We start from the raw sequence: 15756 nt of genomic DNA, 5'->3' as shown, positions 1-15756 counted from the left end.
CAGGTTCAGTCCGCGCGCACCGTGCGGCCATCGGCCCACGCGCGCAGGGCTGCCAACTCCTCGGCCATCACCACCGACAGCGGCGCTGTGCGGCGGATTTCCTCCAGCAGCAACGCCTGGTCCACGGACTTCTGCCGAGCCTGCGCGGCATAGAACGCGCCGACGACTGCCTGCTCGATCTCCGCACCGGAGAACCCCTCGGTGGCAGCGGCCAGCTCGCCCAGTTCGAACTGGGCGGCGTCCAATTCACGACGCTGCAGATGGATGCGGAAGATATCCTGGCGTACCTCGTCGTCCGGCAGGTCGACGAAGAACAGCTCGTCGAAGCGCCCCTTGCGCACCAGTTCCGGCGGCAGGCGCTCGATGGCGTTGGCGGTGGCGACCATGAATACCGGCGCCTTGCGCTCGGCCATCCAGGTCAACAGCGTGGCCAGAACGCGCTGGCTGACGCCATTATCCTGATCTCCGGTAGCCACGCCTTTTTCGATTTCATCCGCCCAGAGCACGCAGGGCGCCATGCTGTCCGCGAGGCGCAACGCCTCGCGCAGGTTACGCTCGGTCTCACCGAAGTACTTGTTGTAGAGGCTGCCGAAGTCCAGGCGCAGCAGTGGCAGGCCCCAAAGGCCGGCGATTGCCTTGGCCGCCAGGCTCTTGCCGCCACCCTGCACCCCCACCAGCAGCACGCCCTTGGGCAGGTCCTTGTCCTTGCCCTCGGTGAACGCGCTCTGCCGCTCGCCCAGCCAGCGCTTGAGGCTGGCCAGCCCGCCCACTTCAGCGAAACGCGCGGTATCGTGCTCGAAGCTGAGCACGCCATCGAGGTTGAGCAGCTCGAACTTGGTGCGGTTGAGCTCCGGCAGGTCTTCCTGGGTGATCGCCCCGTCATTGCAGATCACGCTGCGCGCCAGCAGCCGCGCCTCACCGTGAGTGAGTCCGCGAAGGTTCTTCACCACCTGGCGCAGCGTGCGGTTGTCCGTACGTACCCGCGCGCCCCGGTTACGCTCGCTCCAGCGGGTCGCTTCCTCGCGGACCAGCCCCACCAGTTCATCCTCGGACGGCAACGATAGGGCAAAGCGCGCCGCGAAGCGCTGGACCTCAGCGGGCAGCTTCAGTGCATGGGAAACCAGCACCACCGTGGGGCGGAAATTCCCCTCGGCCATGGCGATCTCCTTGAGCAGGCGCACGGCACGCGGGTTGTCCGCCAGATAGGGATGCAGATCGCAGAGCACATAGAGGTTCGGCTGCGGATCGGCCTTGATCAGCCGCAGGGCATTCTCCGCCTCACGGCTGTCGTCCTCGCCCAAGGGCTCGCCGCCGAACCCCAGGCGCTGCAAGCCTTCGGTCGCCGACCAGAATTGCAAGTTGAGCCCGCGCCGTACCGCCAGGCCGGTCAGGGTTTCCAGGACCCTGGGCTCGTCCCAGGATTCGATCACGATCAGTTTGACCCTGGAGTCGAGCACCAGGCCCAGGTCATGGATATCGTTCTGCACGCTCGCTCCTTGCGCTGGCCGGCCCGGAACTGGGCGCGGCGGTCGACGGCCGCTAAACTGCTGCTCCTGCCCATATGACTGGAGGTGCATTTCGTGGACTGTCTGTTCTGCAAGATCGTCGCCGGGGAAATTCCCGCGCGCAAGCTCTATGAGGATGACCAGGTCATCGCCTTCCACGACATCGGCCCGCAGGCGCCCGTGCATTTCCTGGTGATCCCGAAGAAGCACGTCTCCACCCTCAATGACCTGACCGAGGCAGACAAGCCGTTGGCCGGGCACATCCTTTTCACCGCCCAGCGGCTGGCAAAGGAGCAGGGTTGCGACGAGGGCTTCCGCGTGGTGATGAACTGCAACGACCTGGGCGGCCAGACCGTGCACCACATCCACATGCATGTGCTGGGTCAGCGCCAGATGCACTGGCCGCCGGGTTGATCGGCGCCCCGTCGATAAAAGGAAGCTGCGCGCACCTCGGCAAGACCTGTCATCCGCCATCCGGTAAACTGCCGGGCGAATGTTCCTACTCGGAGGTGCGCCATGTCCGCCGACCGTCACTACTCTCCCGCCGACCGCTTCCTGCTGCAGGCCGATGCTGCACTGCGCACCCTGCTGCCGTTCAGCGGCCATCCGGGGCGCCCGTCCCCTGCCATCGTCCAGCCCGACGCCGAGCTCAGCGAGACTGATGCCCGCCACGTGGCCGGCCTGATGCGCATCAACCACACCGGCGAAGTCTGCGCCCAGGCGCTGTACCAGGGCCAGGCGCTGACCGCCAAGCTGCCGAAGGTACGCAAGGCCATGGAGGAAGCGGCCGACGAAGAGGTCGACCATCTTGCCTGGTGTGAGCAGCGCATCCGTGAACTGGGCAGTCGTCCGAGTGTGCTCAACCCGCTCTTCTACGGGCTGTCCTTCGGCGTCGGCGCCGCCGCCGGGCTGATCAGCGACCGCGTCAGCCTGGGCTTCGTCGCCGCCACCGAAGACCAGGTGTGCAAGCATCTGGACGAACACCTGGCGGAAATCCCCGCCGAGGACCAGAAGTCCCGCGCCATCCTCGAGCAGATGCGCGAGGACGAGGAGCACCACGCCACCAGCGCCATCGAGGCTGGCGGCCTGCGCTTCCCGGCGCCGGTGAAGTTCGGCATGACGCTGTTGTCCAAGGTGATGACCAAGTCCACCTACCGGATCTGATCCGGCCGGCAAGGAAAAAGGGGCGCCCACTGGGCGCCCCTTTTTCGTTTCTACTATCGAGCGTTACGAGCGCAGGGGAGACAAGGCGGAAAGTCGGGATGAAAGCGGAGTCTGCTTGAGCAAATGAGCATTTCAGCCCGGCCTTTCAATGCCGTATCTCCCAGCGCAGTAGCTCGATCAGCGCGGCATGTTGCGCGCGTAGAAGATCTCCAGCATCTCGTGCCGAACACGCTCTTCCACCTGCTTGCGCTGCTCGGGCGAGAGATTGCTCGTGGCATCGCCGAACAGGTAGTTGTCCAGGTCGAACTCCTTGAGCAGCATCTTGGTGTGGAACAGGTTCTCCTGGTACACGTTCACGTCGGTCATCTGATAGGCCTCGTACGTGTCGTCGGAGAGGTAGTTCTGGATCGAGTTGATCTCGTGGTCGATGAAGTGCTTCCTGCCTTCCACGTCACGGGTGAAACCGCGCACGCGGTAATCCACGGTGACGATGTCCGAGTCGAACTGGTGGATGAGGTAGTTGAGCGCCTTGAGCGGCGAGATGACGCCGCAGGTCGACACATCGATATCCACACGGAAGGTCGCGATGCCTTCCACCGGATGAATCTCCGGATAGGTGTGCACGGTGATATGGCTCTTGTCGAGGTGCGCCAGGATGGTTTCCGGTAGCGGCCCCGGGGATTCCTCGATCTGGCTGTCGGTCGGGGTGACCGGCTGCTCGGAGATCAGGATGGTTACGCTGGCGCCTTGCGGATCGTAATCCTGACGGGCGATGTTCAGGATGTTTGCGCCAATGATGTCGACAACATCGGTGAGGATCTGCGTGAGACGCTCGGCATCGTACTCTTCGTCGATGTACTGCACGTAGGCCTGCTGGTCTTCAGGCGTCTCGGCGTAGCAGATGTCATAGATGTTGAAGCTCAAGGTCTTCGTCAGGTTGTTGAACCCGTGGAGCTTGAGTTTGCTTTTCACCGTGGGAGAACTCTCATCAAATGCGGCTCTGCCGCGTGGTTGAGCATGCCCGTCAGATGCGTACGGCGCACCTGCGTAGGACGGTTTACACCTCTTCGCGATGGCGATTGTGGTTTCTGGTTTCGGGCGGAAGGCCCTGAAAAAAGGTGGCGCATTATGCAGAGGTCAGGCGACCTCTGCCAGAATTTGCGCACCCTTGATGATGAAAGGATGAAGGAAGCTGTCAGCCCAGTTCCACGATTTCGTAATCGTGGGTGATCTCCACGCCGGCGCGGCCGAGCATGATCGAGGCGGAGCAGTATTTCTCGGCCGACAGTTCGACCGCACGCTTGACCTGCGCTTCCTTCAGACCACGGCCCTTGACCACGAAATGCACGTGGATCTTGGTGAACACCTTCGGGTCTTCGTCGGCGCGCTCGGCTTCGAGGAAGGCCTCACAGCTCTCCACCGGCTGACGGCCTTTCTTCAGGATGCTGACCACATCGAAGTTGGTGCAGCCACCGAGGCCGAGCAACAGCATTTCCATCGGACGCACACCCAGGTTGCGGCCGCCGGCGTCCGGCGGGCCGTCCATTACCACCACGTGGCCGCTGCCGGATTCACCGAGGAACATGGCCTCGCCCGCCCACTGGATTCGCGCTTTCATTGCAAAGAACTCCGCCGGAAAAAAGGGGCGTTAGCTTAACACAGCCCTCTAGCACGCCCACCGGGGCCTGCGGCTGTTACCCAGGTCTCATTTCCACACGGCGAGTATGCATTTATCACTTAAGCTGGCGCCGGTTTACTGGCACACTCTAGGAAATTGCCCGCACGAATGTTCCAGCTTTCCGATTGTTGGTAACACGTCGTCTGTTAAGCTCTTGCGGATTTACGTACGCGCAAGAATGCTCAGCAAGGCAATCTGCCGCCCTGCGGATCGAGGGGGATCGAGCCAGGGACGCACGGCACTACAGCTGGTCATAAAAAATCATTAGCGCCTGTTGTGCAAAGGCCACTCTTTATTCTTTCCGGGACTCGGGCATGGTAGCTATTACCCTCACACCCAAAATCAAGAACCTCGACAAGTTGCTCGCGCATTGTCATCGCCGCCGCTTCACCGCCAAGAGCACCATCATCTACGCCGGGGACCGCTGCGAGAGCCTGTTCTTCATCATCAAAGGGTCGGTCACTGTCCTGATCGAGGACGACGATGGCCGCGAGATGATCATCGGGTACCTCAACACCGGCGATTTCTTCGGGGAGATGGGGCTCTTCGAGAAGGAAGGCAGCACCGGCCAGGAGCGCAGCGCCTGGATCCGCGCCAAGACCGAATGCGAAGTCGCCGAGATCAGCTACGCGAAATTCCGCGAACTGAGCCAGCAGGATCCGGAGATTCTCTTCACCCTGGGCAGCCAGATGGCCGATCGCCTGCGCAAGACCACGCGCAAGGTCGGCGACCTGGCCTTCCTCGATGTCACCGGCCGCGTCGCCCGCACCCTGCTGGACCTGTGCCAGCAGCCCGACGCCATGACCCACCCGGACGGCATGCAGATCAAGATCACCCGCCAGGAGATCGGCCGCATCGTCGGCTGCTCCCGCGAGATGGTCGGCCGCGTGCTCAAGAGCCTGGAGGAACAGGGCCTGGTGCATGTGAAAGGCAAGACCATGGTGGTCTTCGGCACCCGCTGAAGCATCCCCAGAACGCAAAAAAGCCGGCAATCGCCGGCTTTTTTGTTGTCCTGACTCTGTAGGAGCTGTCAGTCCGGATCGGCGCCCAGCTTGACCTTGCTGCGCTCGGGGAAGAACAGGCGCTTGAGCTCGGTGCCCGGCTCGTCGGCACGCATGAAGGCTTCGCCGACCAGGAAGCCGAACACGTCACTGACTTCCATCAGCTCCACATCGGCGCGGTTGAGGATGCCGCTTTCGGTGATCACCATGCGCTCGCGCGGGATTTCCGGCAGCAGGTCCAGAGTGGTCTCCAGGCTGACTTCGAAAGTGTGCAGGTTGCGGTTGTTGATGCCGACCAACGGAGTGTCCAGGGTCTTCAGCGCGCGCTCCAGTTCCGGGGCGTCGTGCACTTCCACCAGCACGTCGAGGCCGACGTCCTTGGCCACCGAAGCTAGCTCGGCCATGCGCACGTCATCCAGCGCCGAGACGATCAGCAGGATGCAGTCGGCGCCGATGGCGCGGGCTTCCACCACCTGATACGGGTCGATCAGGAAGTCCTTGCGGATCACCGGCAGCGTGCAGGCCGCGCGGGCTTCCTTGAGGTAGGCGTCGCTGCCGAGGAAGAAATCGATGTCGGTCAGCACGGAGAGGCAGGCGGCGCCGCCCTCCTCGTAACTGCGGGCAATGCCGGCGGGGTCGAAGTTCTCGCGCAGGATACCCTTGCTCGGGGAAGCCTTCTTCACCTCGGCGATCACCGCCGGCTCACGGCGCTTGGCACGCTCCAGCAGGGCATTGGCGAAACCACGCGGGGCATCCGCGGCACGCGCCAGTTGCTCCAGCTCGGCGATGCTCACACGACTGCGGCGGTCGGCGACTTCTTCGGCCTTGCGGGCCAGGATCTTCTGCAGAACCGTCGGCACACTCACTGTGCGTTCTCCTCTCGGTAAACGGCGGTGAAGGCCGCCAGCTCTTCCATCTTCTCCCGCGCCAGCCCCGTGTGCAGGGCGTCGTGGGCCAATTGCATGCCTTCGTGCAGGCTGGTGGCCAGGTCCGCCGCATAGAGCGCGGCGCCGGCATTGAGCACGATCAGCTCGGCGGCCTTCTGCCCGGCCTCGGTCTTGCGCCGGCCAAGGGCATCACGGATCAGCTCCAGCGACTGCTGCGGGCTGTCCACGGTCAGGCCGATCAGGCTCTGGCTCTTGATGCCGAAGTCTTCCGGCTGCACTTCGTACTCGGTGACCACGCCGTCCTTCAGTTCGGCCACATGGGTCGGTGCGGCGAGGCTGAACTCGTCCAGGCCATCGCGCGAATGCACCACCAGGATGTGCTCGCTGCCCAGGCGCTTGAGTACCTCGGCCAGCGGACGGCACAGCGCCTGGCTGAACACGCCGACCACCTGGTGTTTCACACCGGCCGGGTTGGTCAGCGGGCCGAGCATGTTGAACAGGGTACGCAGGCCCAGCTCGCGGCGCGGGCCAGCAGCATGCTTCATGGCCTTGTGGTGGACCTGGGCGAACATGAAGCCGACACCGACGGTCTCGATGCAGCGCTTCACCTGGACGGGCTTGAGGTCCAGGTAGATGCCGGCCGCTTCCAGCAGGTCGGCGCTGCCGCTCTTGCCGGAGACCGCACGGTTGCCGTGCTTGGCGACTTTGCCGCCCGCCGCGGCGACGACGAAGGCCGCCGCCGAGGACACGTTGAAGATGTTCGCGCCGTCACCGCCGGTGCCGACCACGTCGACCACGTGCTTGAGGCTGTCCAGTTCGACCTGGTCAGCCAGCTCGCGCATCACCGCGACGGCGCCGACGATCTCGTCGATGGTCTCGCTCTTCATGCGCATGCCCATGAGGAACGCGCCGATCTGCGCGTCGGTGCACTGCCCGGTCATGATCTCGCGCATGACGTCCTGCATTTCCTCGGTGGACAGGTCCAACTGGTTGACCACGCGGTTGAGGGCTTCCTTGATATTCATGCGCGCACCCCGCCGGTCTGCTTGAGGAAGTTGGCCAGCATCTCGTGGCCCTGTTCGGAGAGGATCGACTCGGGGTGGAACTGCACGCCCTCGACGTTCAGCGCCTTGTGGCGCAGGCCCATGATCTCGTCGACCGAGCCGTCTTCCAGCGCCGTCCAGGCGGTGATCTCCAGGCAGTCGGGCAGCGTCTCGCGCTTGACCACCAGGGAGTGATAGCGGGTCTGCGTCAGCGGGTTGTTCAGGCCGGCGAATACACCCTGGTCCTTGTGGAACACCGGGCTGACCTTGCCGTGCATGACCTGGCGCGCCCGCACCACGTCACCACCGAAGGCCTGGCCGATGGACTGGTGGCCCAGGCACACGCCCAGCAGTGGCAGCTTGCCGGCGAAGCGTTCGATCACTTCCAGGGAAACACCCGCTTCGTTCGGGGTGCACGGACCGGGGGACAGGACGATGCGCTCGGGATTGAGCGCGGCGATCTGGTCGACGCTCAACTCATCGTTGCGAATGACGTGGATGTCGGCCTTCAACTCGGCGAAGTACTGCACCAGGTTGTAGGTGAAGGAATCGTAGTTATCGATCATCAGCAGCATGTCTGCTCGAACCTCATGATTGCACTGCTTTCGGATCGCGCCATCGTCGACACCCGTTGCGGCCTCGTAGGCTGCGCGAATCTGGCAATTATGCCAGCGGATGGGAGAAATGGACGCGTAAGAAGAGACCGGCGCTATGCCGGGAAAGAAGGAATCAGGCGCGCCAGCGCCAACGGGCGAATGCCTTGAGGAGGGAGGTGATGATGCGGGTGCGGTGGATCACGGTTGCGGTCTCGCCTAGCGATGGCCGAACAGTAGCCCAAGGCCGGGCGCCAGCGCAATACGCGCGGCGCCCCTGCCGACGAAGGTAGGACGTTTCACTGGCACGCCTGGAGGGCAGCACGCAGGCGGGTTTCGTAGGCCAGGTGTTGCTGACGTTCGGCCAGCAGCGCACGAACCTTGGTTTGCAGGTCGTCCGCCGGGCGCAGGGCGGTGGTGGCGAATCGGGGAGCTTCGATGGCCGGTGTCTGGCACGGCACCGGGATGGGAATACGGATTTCCACGGGCTTGGGTGAAGTCGCGGCGCAACCGGCGATCAACAGCGGGAAGATCAGCATGAGCACTTTCATGGCAGCAGCTCACGGTCGATCAGTTGACGAACCACCGCGCACTCTTCGCCCTCGCTGCGCTCCAGCAACAGTCGGTTTGCGGCATCTTCATGGCTTTGCGCCAGGTCACGGGCCTGGGCCAGGGCTCGCTCGGCGGCCTCCGCACGCTGGCGGGAGCTTTCAGCCAACGCGTCGAGTCGCTCGTTCTGCAGCACCAGCCGGGATTCCAGCGCCTTGCCGGCTTCGCTGCAGCGCGCCTGCTCGAGCTGCAGGCCCTGCAACTGCCCGCCATAGAAGCGCGACGCCAGCCAACCGCCGAACAGGCCACCCAGCAGGAAGCCGGCCATCCCCAGCGCCAGCCAGAAACGGCTCATCCCAGCACCTCCTGCGCACGCCGCCAGAGCAGCAAGCGCTCCTCCAGGCCATTGAGCCCGCCATTGATGCGCCGGGTAATGTCCTCGAAGCGCCCGGCGTCCGCCAGCTCGCCAAGTCCGTTGCGCTGCCACCACCAGGCGGCGGATCGACACGCCCAGCGTGGCTCCGCCAGCAGTTGCGGGCGGGCGACAAAGGGCTGTGCGAACCCTTCGCCAACCGAGCGGTAGTTGCTCCGTCCCGTCACCTGCAGCAGGCCGCGTCCACGAAAACGCCAGCCGTCGCCAGAGGCTTCGTCACCGTTTCCGTTGCGCCCGGCGTAGACGAGGTTGGCAATGCGCTCCGGCTGGTACGCCACCTCTCGCGCCAGCGCCGTGGGCGAGCCGTCGGCGCTGCGGAAGCGCCGGGGCCAGACGGCGGCCAGACGCTGGGCGCTGTAAGTCAGGCTTTCCACGCAGCGGGTCAGATGGGCACTTTCATGGCCGACCTGGGCGATGAAGGCAGCAACACGCGGCGGCGTGTCGATTCTGAATTCCCCCATGGCGGCGTCGAGTGCCGGAAGAAAAACGCCCGCGACAGGGCGGGCGTTGGGCAGGATCAGCAGCAGCTGGCGTTCGTCGATTTGCATATCAGCCGCCCTCCCCAGCCTTGCCCTTCCCCTGCGCCCCGCCGTTGCACTGCACCGTGGTGGTCCAGCCACCCGCGGAATAATGCTGGGTGACCGAGTCGATCAGGTAGCGGCCGTCGAGACCAGCCTTGAAGCCCTGCAGAACAATGGTCAGTTCGGCGAACAGATCGGCGCGACCGGGCAAGTCCAGCTGCACTTCAGCGCTGTTGCGATTGAACTCGGCCAACCGTGCCGCAGCGACGCGCCGGGCGGCTGCCTCGTCCGGCTGCGGGTGGCGGTCGCAATGCTCCGCGGCGATTTGTGAGGGTGCGTCCGGGTTGGTCACACGAACCTGCTTCTGCACGCCGTCGGCGCCGCGATAGGGCACCTTCACCGCTGCCACGACCTTGCGGTCATCCAGGGTAAAGCGGAACGAACCCACGTCCCCGCGTCCCAGCACCGGTATCTCCAGCGCCTGCCCACTGGCGCTGCGGCCAGACTGGCGCGGCTGCACCAGCAGGCAGTTGTTGGCCAGCTTAGCGGTGCAGTCGTACTGCCGGGCCAGCCGGGTGATGAAGTTGAAGTCCGACTCTCGAATCTGGTCGATGCGCGCGATCACTGTCTCGACATTGCACGCCGCGCGCCAGCCATTGCGCGCCGCGATATCCGCCACCACGTTCGCCAGGCTCATGCCTTCCCAACTGCCACTGCGGGCGGCCTTGCCCTGGCCGCGCATATCCCCGCTCTTGCCCTTGATCACCAGGTTGTCCGGCATGCCGCTGTAGGTCAGCGTATCCACCACATAGCGGCCCATGCGCGTAAGCGGGGCGCCGTCGTAGCCGAGGAAGACCTCCAGCGCCGCGCCGCGCCGGGGCAGCGTGACGGCGCCATCGCGGTCATCGATGGTGATCTGGAAGGTGTCGGACTCCAGGCCAGGCTTGTCGGTCAGTTGCAGTTCGATCAACCGGTCGCTGATCAGCGCAGTAATGTCCGCGCCGTCGGCGCTGATGCGGAAGGCAGGTTTCATAAGCCACCCTGAATGAAATGGCCCCGCCTGAGCGGGGCCTGGTTACTGAAGCGAATGCCGGTGGTCACTCCCACAAGCGCACGCTCTGGTCTGCCGGCACGAGCAGTTCCGGCAGGCGGATGATCACGCCGCCCCGTAACGGTTGAGCCTCATCGGCCAGTCCGGGATTGGCATCCAGCACGGCTTCCACGCAGCCATTGAGATGCCCGTAGCGCTGGTAGCAGAGGCGGTCCAGCAGATCGCCGTCAGCGCTTCTGACTATCGTCGTCGCCATAGCGGGTGAACTCCAGGTCGAGGGTTTGCTGACGCGGCACGCCATTGGCGAACAACGCCTCCTGCGTCTCGGTGATCTTGGTCAGGCACCAGTTGCCCAGGTCATCGCCGCGGCCGGTACCGAGATGGACCGGCTCGCTCAGCGCGGCGATGTCGCGCAGCATCCGCGGCTGGTTCCAGCCGACGCGCTGCGAGGCGTCGCCGGCACGGATGAACAGCGGCATGACCACGCCATTGAGCGTGAGCGTTTCCGGGCCCAGGCCGACGCTCTGCTGCGCGCTGCGCCGACCAAGCCGTGCCTGGTCCTTCCAGGCATAGCTGCTGGTGCGGGTCAGCCGCTGGAAGCCGGTGGTGTCGACGTTGAAGTAGTAAGTCTGCTCGGTCGACTTCAACGGGGTCATGATCAACAGGTGCTGCGGCACCTTGCACATCTGCTCGGAAGGGTCGAGCCTGGGTGCCAGCACCGAGCTTGGCAGGATGTCCTTCAGGCGCGGATCGATCTTGCCCAGCACCTTGTTCACCGCCTGGCCGGCATTGCTGATCTCTTCTCCCAGCTTCTCCACGTGCTCGTTGACCTCGGCCGCCACTTGCCTGGCCTTGTCGAGGTTCTTCTGCAGCTTTTCCTGCTCGGCCTGGGCTTTCTTCACCCCGTCCTGCAACTTGCCCTGGGCACGAACGATGCCATCGGTGACGCGCTTGAGCTTGGCGGCCGCCTCGGGCGTGACGCCGGGCAGGCCTTCGAGCGCTGCGACGCCGCTGCGAATGTGCAGCATTGCCTTGTCCACCGGTGCGGCGACCTGCTCCAGGTCGCGCCGGGCGGCCGTGGCAGCGCCCGCAATCATCCCGAGGCCGGTATTGAACTGTTCCAGATAGGTCATGGGGCCTCCCTACATGACGACGGTGTCGAACAGCGCATTGCGCTGCCTTTCCTGCTGGGCCTCAGCGATCAGCCGGCGCATTGCCGGGACCAGCTCATCCAGCAGTTGCTGCGGATTGACGATATTGCCCGCCACGTTGATGCTCACCTGCGGCGAAAAGGTCCAGCTGGCTGGAGCGTTGGCGGCCATAGCTGCGGCGACCGGAGCTGCCGGGGCCGGCGCGGCAGACTGCGATTTCGCTGCTTCGTCCGACGGACCGAACAGCGCGCCGACCCTGCCACCTATCCATTCGCCGACGGTCGCGCCGATGGCGCCGCCCACCAGCGTCCCCACGACGGGAATCGGAATCAGCGTGCCTAGCGCAGCACCTGCTGCCGCACCAATGGCCGAGCCTCCGGCCTTGCCGTAGCCGACGGCCTTCTGCGCAGGCGACTGGTCACTGGCATAGACCGAGGCAACATCGGCGATCGCCAACGCGGCATTGACCGGCCCGAAACGTCGCAAGCCCGCTCCAGCTTTCCGTACCAATCCGCCCGCCGCCCTTCCGATGCCGGAAGCACCCACGCGGCGTGCCAGGCCTGCGCCACGACGCAGGATGCCACCAGCGGCGCGACCGACACGCGAAGAGCGCACGGTTTGTGCCGCCCGGCCGAGCCATCCGGAGGCGGCTCCCGCGGCGCGTCCCAGGGTGGACCGGGCGCGCTGGAAGATACCGCCACGCGCCGCACTGCCCGAGCCGCCGGTTTTCGATTTTCCGCCGCCCTTGCCTTTGCCCTTGCCTTTCGGCCTGCCCTCGAGGAGACCGTCGCACACGCAGGCCGGCCAGTTGGTGACGAAGACATCCTGGACCTCGCGCTTGCCCCAGTTCCAGGGCATTGCATCATTGGCGTCCTCGACGAATTTCTTTGCATCGATCAGGGACTTCAGCGCCAGCAGACCACCGCCGACAAACTCCAGGGCGCCCTGATGGCTGAGCATGGCATCACCCATTCCCAGCATGGCGCCGGAAATCTTCTGCTCGCTGGCCTCCAACTGCCCCAGCGGAGATTCCTGATGTTGCTTGACGCCCTGCTGCAACAGGTCGGCCGGGGCAGCAGCCAGGGACTGCCTGGTCTGCAACAAGGCCTCAGCCTTCTGCGAGGCTCCTGGCCGCAACGAGGCCAGTCTGCCAAGCAGATCGCGGCTGAACAGCTCGACCGACGGCGCTTCCTTCTGACCACGCCACGCCACTGCACTCAACGCACGCTCCAGATCGGCGGCATTGTTGATGCCCCCCTTCTGCTGCAGGGCGCTGATCAGCTGTGCCGTCGTTTGCATCGACACGCCCTGCCCCTGGGCGAACCTGGCCGCCACCGGCAACATCGTGTCCATATCGCGGAGCGGCACCTCGCTCTCGGCCATCGCCTGCGCCAGGTCCAGCACCTTTTCGCGGGGCATCGCAGCAGCATCCGCCGCCATCACAACGCGCTTGCCCAATGCCGCCTCGGCGACCGGGTCGTAGGGTTGCCCTGCCGCTTCGCGAACCTGCATCAGACGCCCACGAAACGCGAGGCTCGCGCTCAGGGAAGATCGCGCGACATCACCGACAGAGTTCAGCTCGGACAACGACTTTGTCGCCGTTTCCATTCGCTGCCAATCGTTCGCCGGTGCGCTCGCCGCTGGCGCTACACCGACGGTGATTTTCGGCAAGCGAACCTCTGCCGGCCGCAGCCCCAGCAGATCGATGATCCGTCGCAGCGCCAGCCTGGTTTCCCCCGCGTTGCGCTCACTGGCGCGATGGCGGATATCCTGATTGTCCAGAACGGCATCGATGCCATCCACCAGCGTGCGCATGGGCAGACTTGCATCCAGTTTTCCAACGAGGGTTCCCAGGCGCACGGCGGAGTCCGTTATCACCCGGCCGAGCGTGCTGCCCAGACCGACGACAGCCGCCACCAGCACGTCCGGCTTTTCACTCATTTCCATTTCACTCGCCCTCTGACGACATTCGTCACTTCAACGACAAGGGAGCGCCGGTCACCCGACGCTCCGCGAGGGCGAACTAGCCCGCCTCGTCCCCCAGCCACCAACGCAGGTCGCTGAGGGTCATGCACTCCAGTTCGCCGGCCGTGAAGCCCGACTCAGTCGCCAGTCGCCGCGCCAGCTGGCGCATCAGCGCGAAGCTCATCGTCGTCCTCTCGCACCAGGCGAAAGTAGGCGTGTTGCAGGCGCTGGTAATCGCTGAGCTTGAGCCCCTCCAGGTCCTGACGGCTGACCTGCACCAGCGAGGCGAACAGTTGCAGCTCGCGCTCCTCGTCATCACTGGCCACCTTGCTGGCCAGGCGGATGTCACGCACGGTCGGCGCACGCAGGGTGAGGACGTCCACATCGACGCCGTTGCAGGAGGTCGGACGGGACAGCTTCACCACCGCCGCGTCCTCGGAAAGGCTCAGCCACGCGGGCTGTTTGACAGAGTCTTGCATCACGGCTCTCCTCAGACGCCCAGGTCGTTACGCATGGCGGCGAGCTGGTCGACGCCGTCGATCTTGCGCACCGAGTTGGCCGGGTCGATCTCGAACATCTCGCGGCCCTCGACTTCCAGCTTGTAGTAGGTGACCGCCACGCTGTAGGTACAGGCGGCCAGGTCGCCGGCTTTCCAGTCGCCCGGGTTGATCTCCTTGAGCAGGCCTCGGACGGTGGCGACCACCGGAACGGTGCCGCCCTTCTGGGTCTTGAAGGAGCCGCGGAAGGTGCCGTTGAATGCTCCCTGGTCGCTCAGGCCGAAAAACTTCATGGCCTCGCGGCGCGCTCCGTTGGTGGTGAACTTTGCCTCCATGGCCTCCAGGCCGACGTCGAGCAGGACCGGAGCGTCCATGCCTCCGGCACGGTACTCCTGGGTCTTCACCTTGAGGGTCGGCAGGGTCAGGGAGGGCACGTCACCGGCAAAGCTGACGCCGTCGACGAAGAGGTTGGTGTTGGTGAGGATCTGCGGAATCATCTGGGGTTCTCCTTAAGCTGCGTCCAGGACTTCGGTGAGCCACTGATCGGTCACCTCGACGCGGAAGTTGGGGTTCTCGGCAGGCGGTACATCGGTGAAGCGGATGTTCCAGTACACCTTGCCCTGGGCCAGTTGGCTGGCGGTGTTGAGTTCCGGGTCGGCATAGACCTCGAAGTCGATCACCGCGCCCTGGTTCTTCAGGTCGCGCATGAAGGCCTGCAGGCCCTCGGTGACGTCCTTCACGTAGGTCTTGGTGATGCCGCGGTCGACCGCCCACTTGTGCCCGGCGAGGATCGCGTCCATCACCATGTCCATGGTCCGCACGCGGGTCACGAAGGCCCACTTGGCGTCGCTGGAGAGGGTGCGGTTGCCCCACAGGCGGTAGCCGTCGTCGCGGATGATGGTGGTGATGTTGGCGTTGTTGAGCAGGTTGGCGCGGCAGGTCTCGTCGCCGTCGAGGAACTCGATGGGGCGGCCGGTGCCGGTGATGCCGAGCAGTTCCTTGTTCGACGGCGAGGACCAGAAGCCGTACTGGCTGTCGGTCCAGGCGAACAGCGCGGCGGCGTTGGCGGATGCCGGTGCGTCAACGGTGGCGCTGCTGGCGGTGTCCCAGTACTGCACGCCCGGATCGACCAGGTAGATGCGCTTGCTGCCGAACTCTTCGGCGTAGGCGATCGCCGCCTCGTCGGTGGTGTTGGGGCCGTCGACGATGGCGATGGCGCGCAGCTTCTCGGCCAGCGCGCCCATGGCGGTGCCGACCGCCTGGGTGGCGGAATGCTTCGGCGCGATCAGCAGGCGCGGCTGGGCGTTGAAGCGCGACTTGCCATCGAGCAGCGCCTGCAGGCCGGTACGCTGGCCGGCTTCGGTGACGCTGCCGATGATCGCGGAAGTCAGCTGTGCGGCATCCTCGACTTTCGCCACGCCCACCGCCACGACCACCGCGGCGGACTGGGTGAAGATGGCGGTGCAGGACTTGTAGATGGCCGATGCGGTACCGAAGGCGGCGGCCGCTTCACGCAGGTTGGTGAGCAGCACGGGCATGTCCGCCTGGGCAGTCAGCTTGGCATCGGGGGTGAAGGTATCCACCAGGCCGATGATCGAGGACGACGGCAGCGCAATGGTGCGCGCACCGACGTCGACATTGGTCACGGTGACGCCGTGAAAGAAGCTCATAGGGTTTTCTCCAGACATAAAAAAACCGCCGGGAGGCGGTTGGGTGGT

The 15756-nt window shown here is 64.8% G+C and carries 19 protein-coding genes; 3 read left to right on the top strand and 16 right to left on the bottom strand.

Annotated elements, in window-relative coordinates:
- Positions 1 to 5: 5 nt before the first annotated feature.
- Complete coding sequence (locus tag LDJ84_RS03095) at positions 6 to 1487, bottom strand: AAA family ATPase (RefSeq protein ID WP_024763562.1); 1482 nt, start codon at positions 1485 to 1487, stop codon at positions 6 to 8.
- Positions 1488 to 1580: 93 nt separating this feature from the next.
- Here LDJ84_RS03095 and LDJ84_RS03090 point away from each other — a divergent pair, with 93 nt between their 5' ends.
- Positions 1581 to 1919 (top strand): histidine triad nucleotide-binding protein, encoded by a 339-nt coding sequence (locus LDJ84_RS03090; RefSeq protein WP_024763563.1) that lies wholly within the window; start codon positions 1581 to 1583, stop codon positions 1917 to 1919.
- A gap of 102 nt (positions 1920 to 2021) precedes the next feature.
- Positions 2022 to 2669, top strand: a complete 648-nt coding sequence (gene coq7, locus LDJ84_RS03085) for a 2-polyprenyl-3-methyl-6-methoxy-1,4-benzoquinone monooxygenase (protein WP_024763564.1) — start codon at positions 2022 to 2024, stop codon at positions 2667 to 2669.
- A 177-nt stretch (positions 2670 to 2846) separates the two neighbouring features.
- Here the strand turns inward: coq7 and speD are convergent, their stop codons facing one another.
- Both speD and LDJ84_RS03075 read right to left on the bottom strand, forming a co-directional pair.
- Entirely contained in the window at positions 2847 to 3641 is a 795-nt protein-coding gene (gene speD / locus LDJ84_RS03080; RefSeq protein ID WP_024763565.1) for an adenosylmethionine decarboxylase, read from the bottom strand.
- Between the two features lie 223 nt (positions 3642 to 3864).
- A complete protein-coding gene (locus LDJ84_RS03075; RefSeq protein WP_015475289.1) occupies positions 3865 to 4287 on the bottom strand; it encodes an OsmC family protein in 423 nt (140 codons plus the stop codon).
- A gap of 374 nt (positions 4288 to 4661) precedes the next feature.
- Between LDJ84_RS03075 and crp the strand changes: the two genes are divergently transcribed.
- Positions 4662 to 5309, top strand: coding sequence for a cAMP-activated global transcriptional regulator CRP (crp, locus tag LDJ84_RS03070; RefSeq protein ID WP_024763566.1), 648 nt, complete (start codon positions 4662 to 4664; stop codon positions 5307 to 5309).
- Positions 5310 to 5377: 68 nt separating this feature from the next.
- On the opposite strand, the gene trpC is transcribed toward crp, so the two are convergent.
- From trpC to LDJ84_RS03005, 13 genes are all read right to left on the bottom strand, one after another.
- Positions 5378 to 6214, bottom strand: coding sequence for an indole-3-glycerol phosphate synthase TrpC (gene trpC / locus LDJ84_RS03065; protein WP_226045893.1), 837 nt, complete (start codon positions 6212 to 6214; stop codon positions 5378 to 5380).
- Entirely contained in the window at positions 6211 to 7260 is a 1050-nt protein-coding gene (gene trpD / locus LDJ84_RS03060) for an anthranilate phosphoribosyltransferase (protein WP_054908057.1), read from the bottom strand. The genes trpC and trpD overlap by 4 nt, the downstream gene beginning before the upstream one ends.
- Positions 7257 to 7853: an aminodeoxychorismate/anthranilate synthase component II gene (locus tag LDJ84_RS03055; RefSeq protein WP_170857950.1), complete on the bottom strand. Its 597-nt coding sequence runs from the start codon at positions 7851 to 7853 to the stop codon at positions 7257 to 7259. Before LDJ84_RS03055 ends, trpD begins: the two co-directional genes overlap by 4 nt.
- Before the next feature lie 317 nt (positions 7854 to 8170).
- Positions 8171 to 8422, bottom strand: a complete 252-nt coding sequence (locus LDJ84_RS03050; RefSeq protein WP_170857951.1) for a hypothetical protein — start codon at positions 8420 to 8422, stop codon at positions 8171 to 8173.
- Positions 8419 to 8775, bottom strand: coding sequence for a hypothetical protein (locus LDJ84_RS03045; protein ID WP_170857952.1), 357 nt, complete (start codon positions 8773 to 8775; stop codon positions 8419 to 8421). Before LDJ84_RS03045 ends, LDJ84_RS03050 begins: the two co-directional genes overlap by 4 nt.
- On the bottom strand, positions 8772 to 9401 hold the full coding sequence (locus LDJ84_RS03040) for a glycoside hydrolase family 19 protein (RefSeq protein ID WP_226045892.1): 630 nt from the start codon (positions 9399 to 9401) through the stop codon (positions 8772 to 8774). The genes LDJ84_RS03045 and LDJ84_RS03040 overlap by 4 nt, the downstream gene beginning before the upstream one ends.
- A gap of 1 nt (position 9402) precedes the next feature.
- The gene (locus LDJ84_RS03035) at positions 9403 to 10407 is read right to left on the bottom strand and encodes a phage late control D family protein (protein ID WP_226045891.1); all 1005 of its coding nucleotides are present in this window, start codon (positions 10405 to 10407) and stop codon (positions 9403 to 9405) included.
- 64 nt (positions 10408 to 10471) lie between these two features.
- On the bottom strand, positions 10472 to 10681 hold the full coding sequence (locus tag LDJ84_RS03030; RefSeq protein WP_024763574.1) for a tail protein X: 210 nt from the start codon (positions 10679 to 10681) through the stop codon (positions 10472 to 10474).
- Entirely contained in the window at positions 10653 to 11558 is a 906-nt protein-coding gene (locus LDJ84_RS03025; RefSeq protein WP_226045890.1) for a phage tail protein, read from the bottom strand. Before LDJ84_RS03025 ends, LDJ84_RS03030 begins: the two co-directional genes overlap by 29 nt.
- A 9-nt stretch (positions 11559 to 11567) precedes the next feature.
- Positions 11568 to 13523, bottom strand: coding sequence for a glycine zipper domain-containing protein (locus tag LDJ84_RS03020; protein WP_226045889.1), 1956 nt, complete (start codon positions 13521 to 13523; stop codon positions 11568 to 11570).
- Between the two features lie 155 nt (positions 13524 to 13678).
- The gene (locus tag LDJ84_RS03015; protein ID WP_024763577.1) at positions 13679 to 14020 is read right to left on the bottom strand and encodes a phage tail assembly protein; all 342 of its coding nucleotides are present in this window, start codon (positions 14018 to 14020) and stop codon (positions 13679 to 13681) included.
- A gap of 11 nt (positions 14021 to 14031) precedes the next feature.
- Complete coding sequence (locus LDJ84_RS03010) at positions 14032 to 14535, bottom strand: phage major tail tube protein (RefSeq protein WP_024763578.1); 504 nt, start codon at positions 14533 to 14535, stop codon at positions 14032 to 14034.
- A 12-nt stretch (positions 14536 to 14547) separates the two neighbouring features.
- The gene (locus LDJ84_RS03005) at positions 14548 to 15708 is read right to left on the bottom strand and encodes a phage tail sheath family protein (RefSeq protein WP_226045888.1); all 1161 of its coding nucleotides are present in this window, start codon (positions 15706 to 15708) and stop codon (positions 14548 to 14550) included.
- Positions 15709 to 15756 lie beyond the last annotated feature (48 nt).

Origin of the sequence: Pseudomonas sp. HS-18, from assembly GCF_020401845.1 — a bacterium.
In the GTDB taxonomy this organism is placed as follows: Bacteria; Pseudomonadota; Gammaproteobacteria; order Pseudomonadales; family Pseudomonadaceae; genus Pseudomonas; species Pseudomonas nitroreducens.
This window is presented reverse-complemented; position numbering and strand designations above follow the sequence as displayed.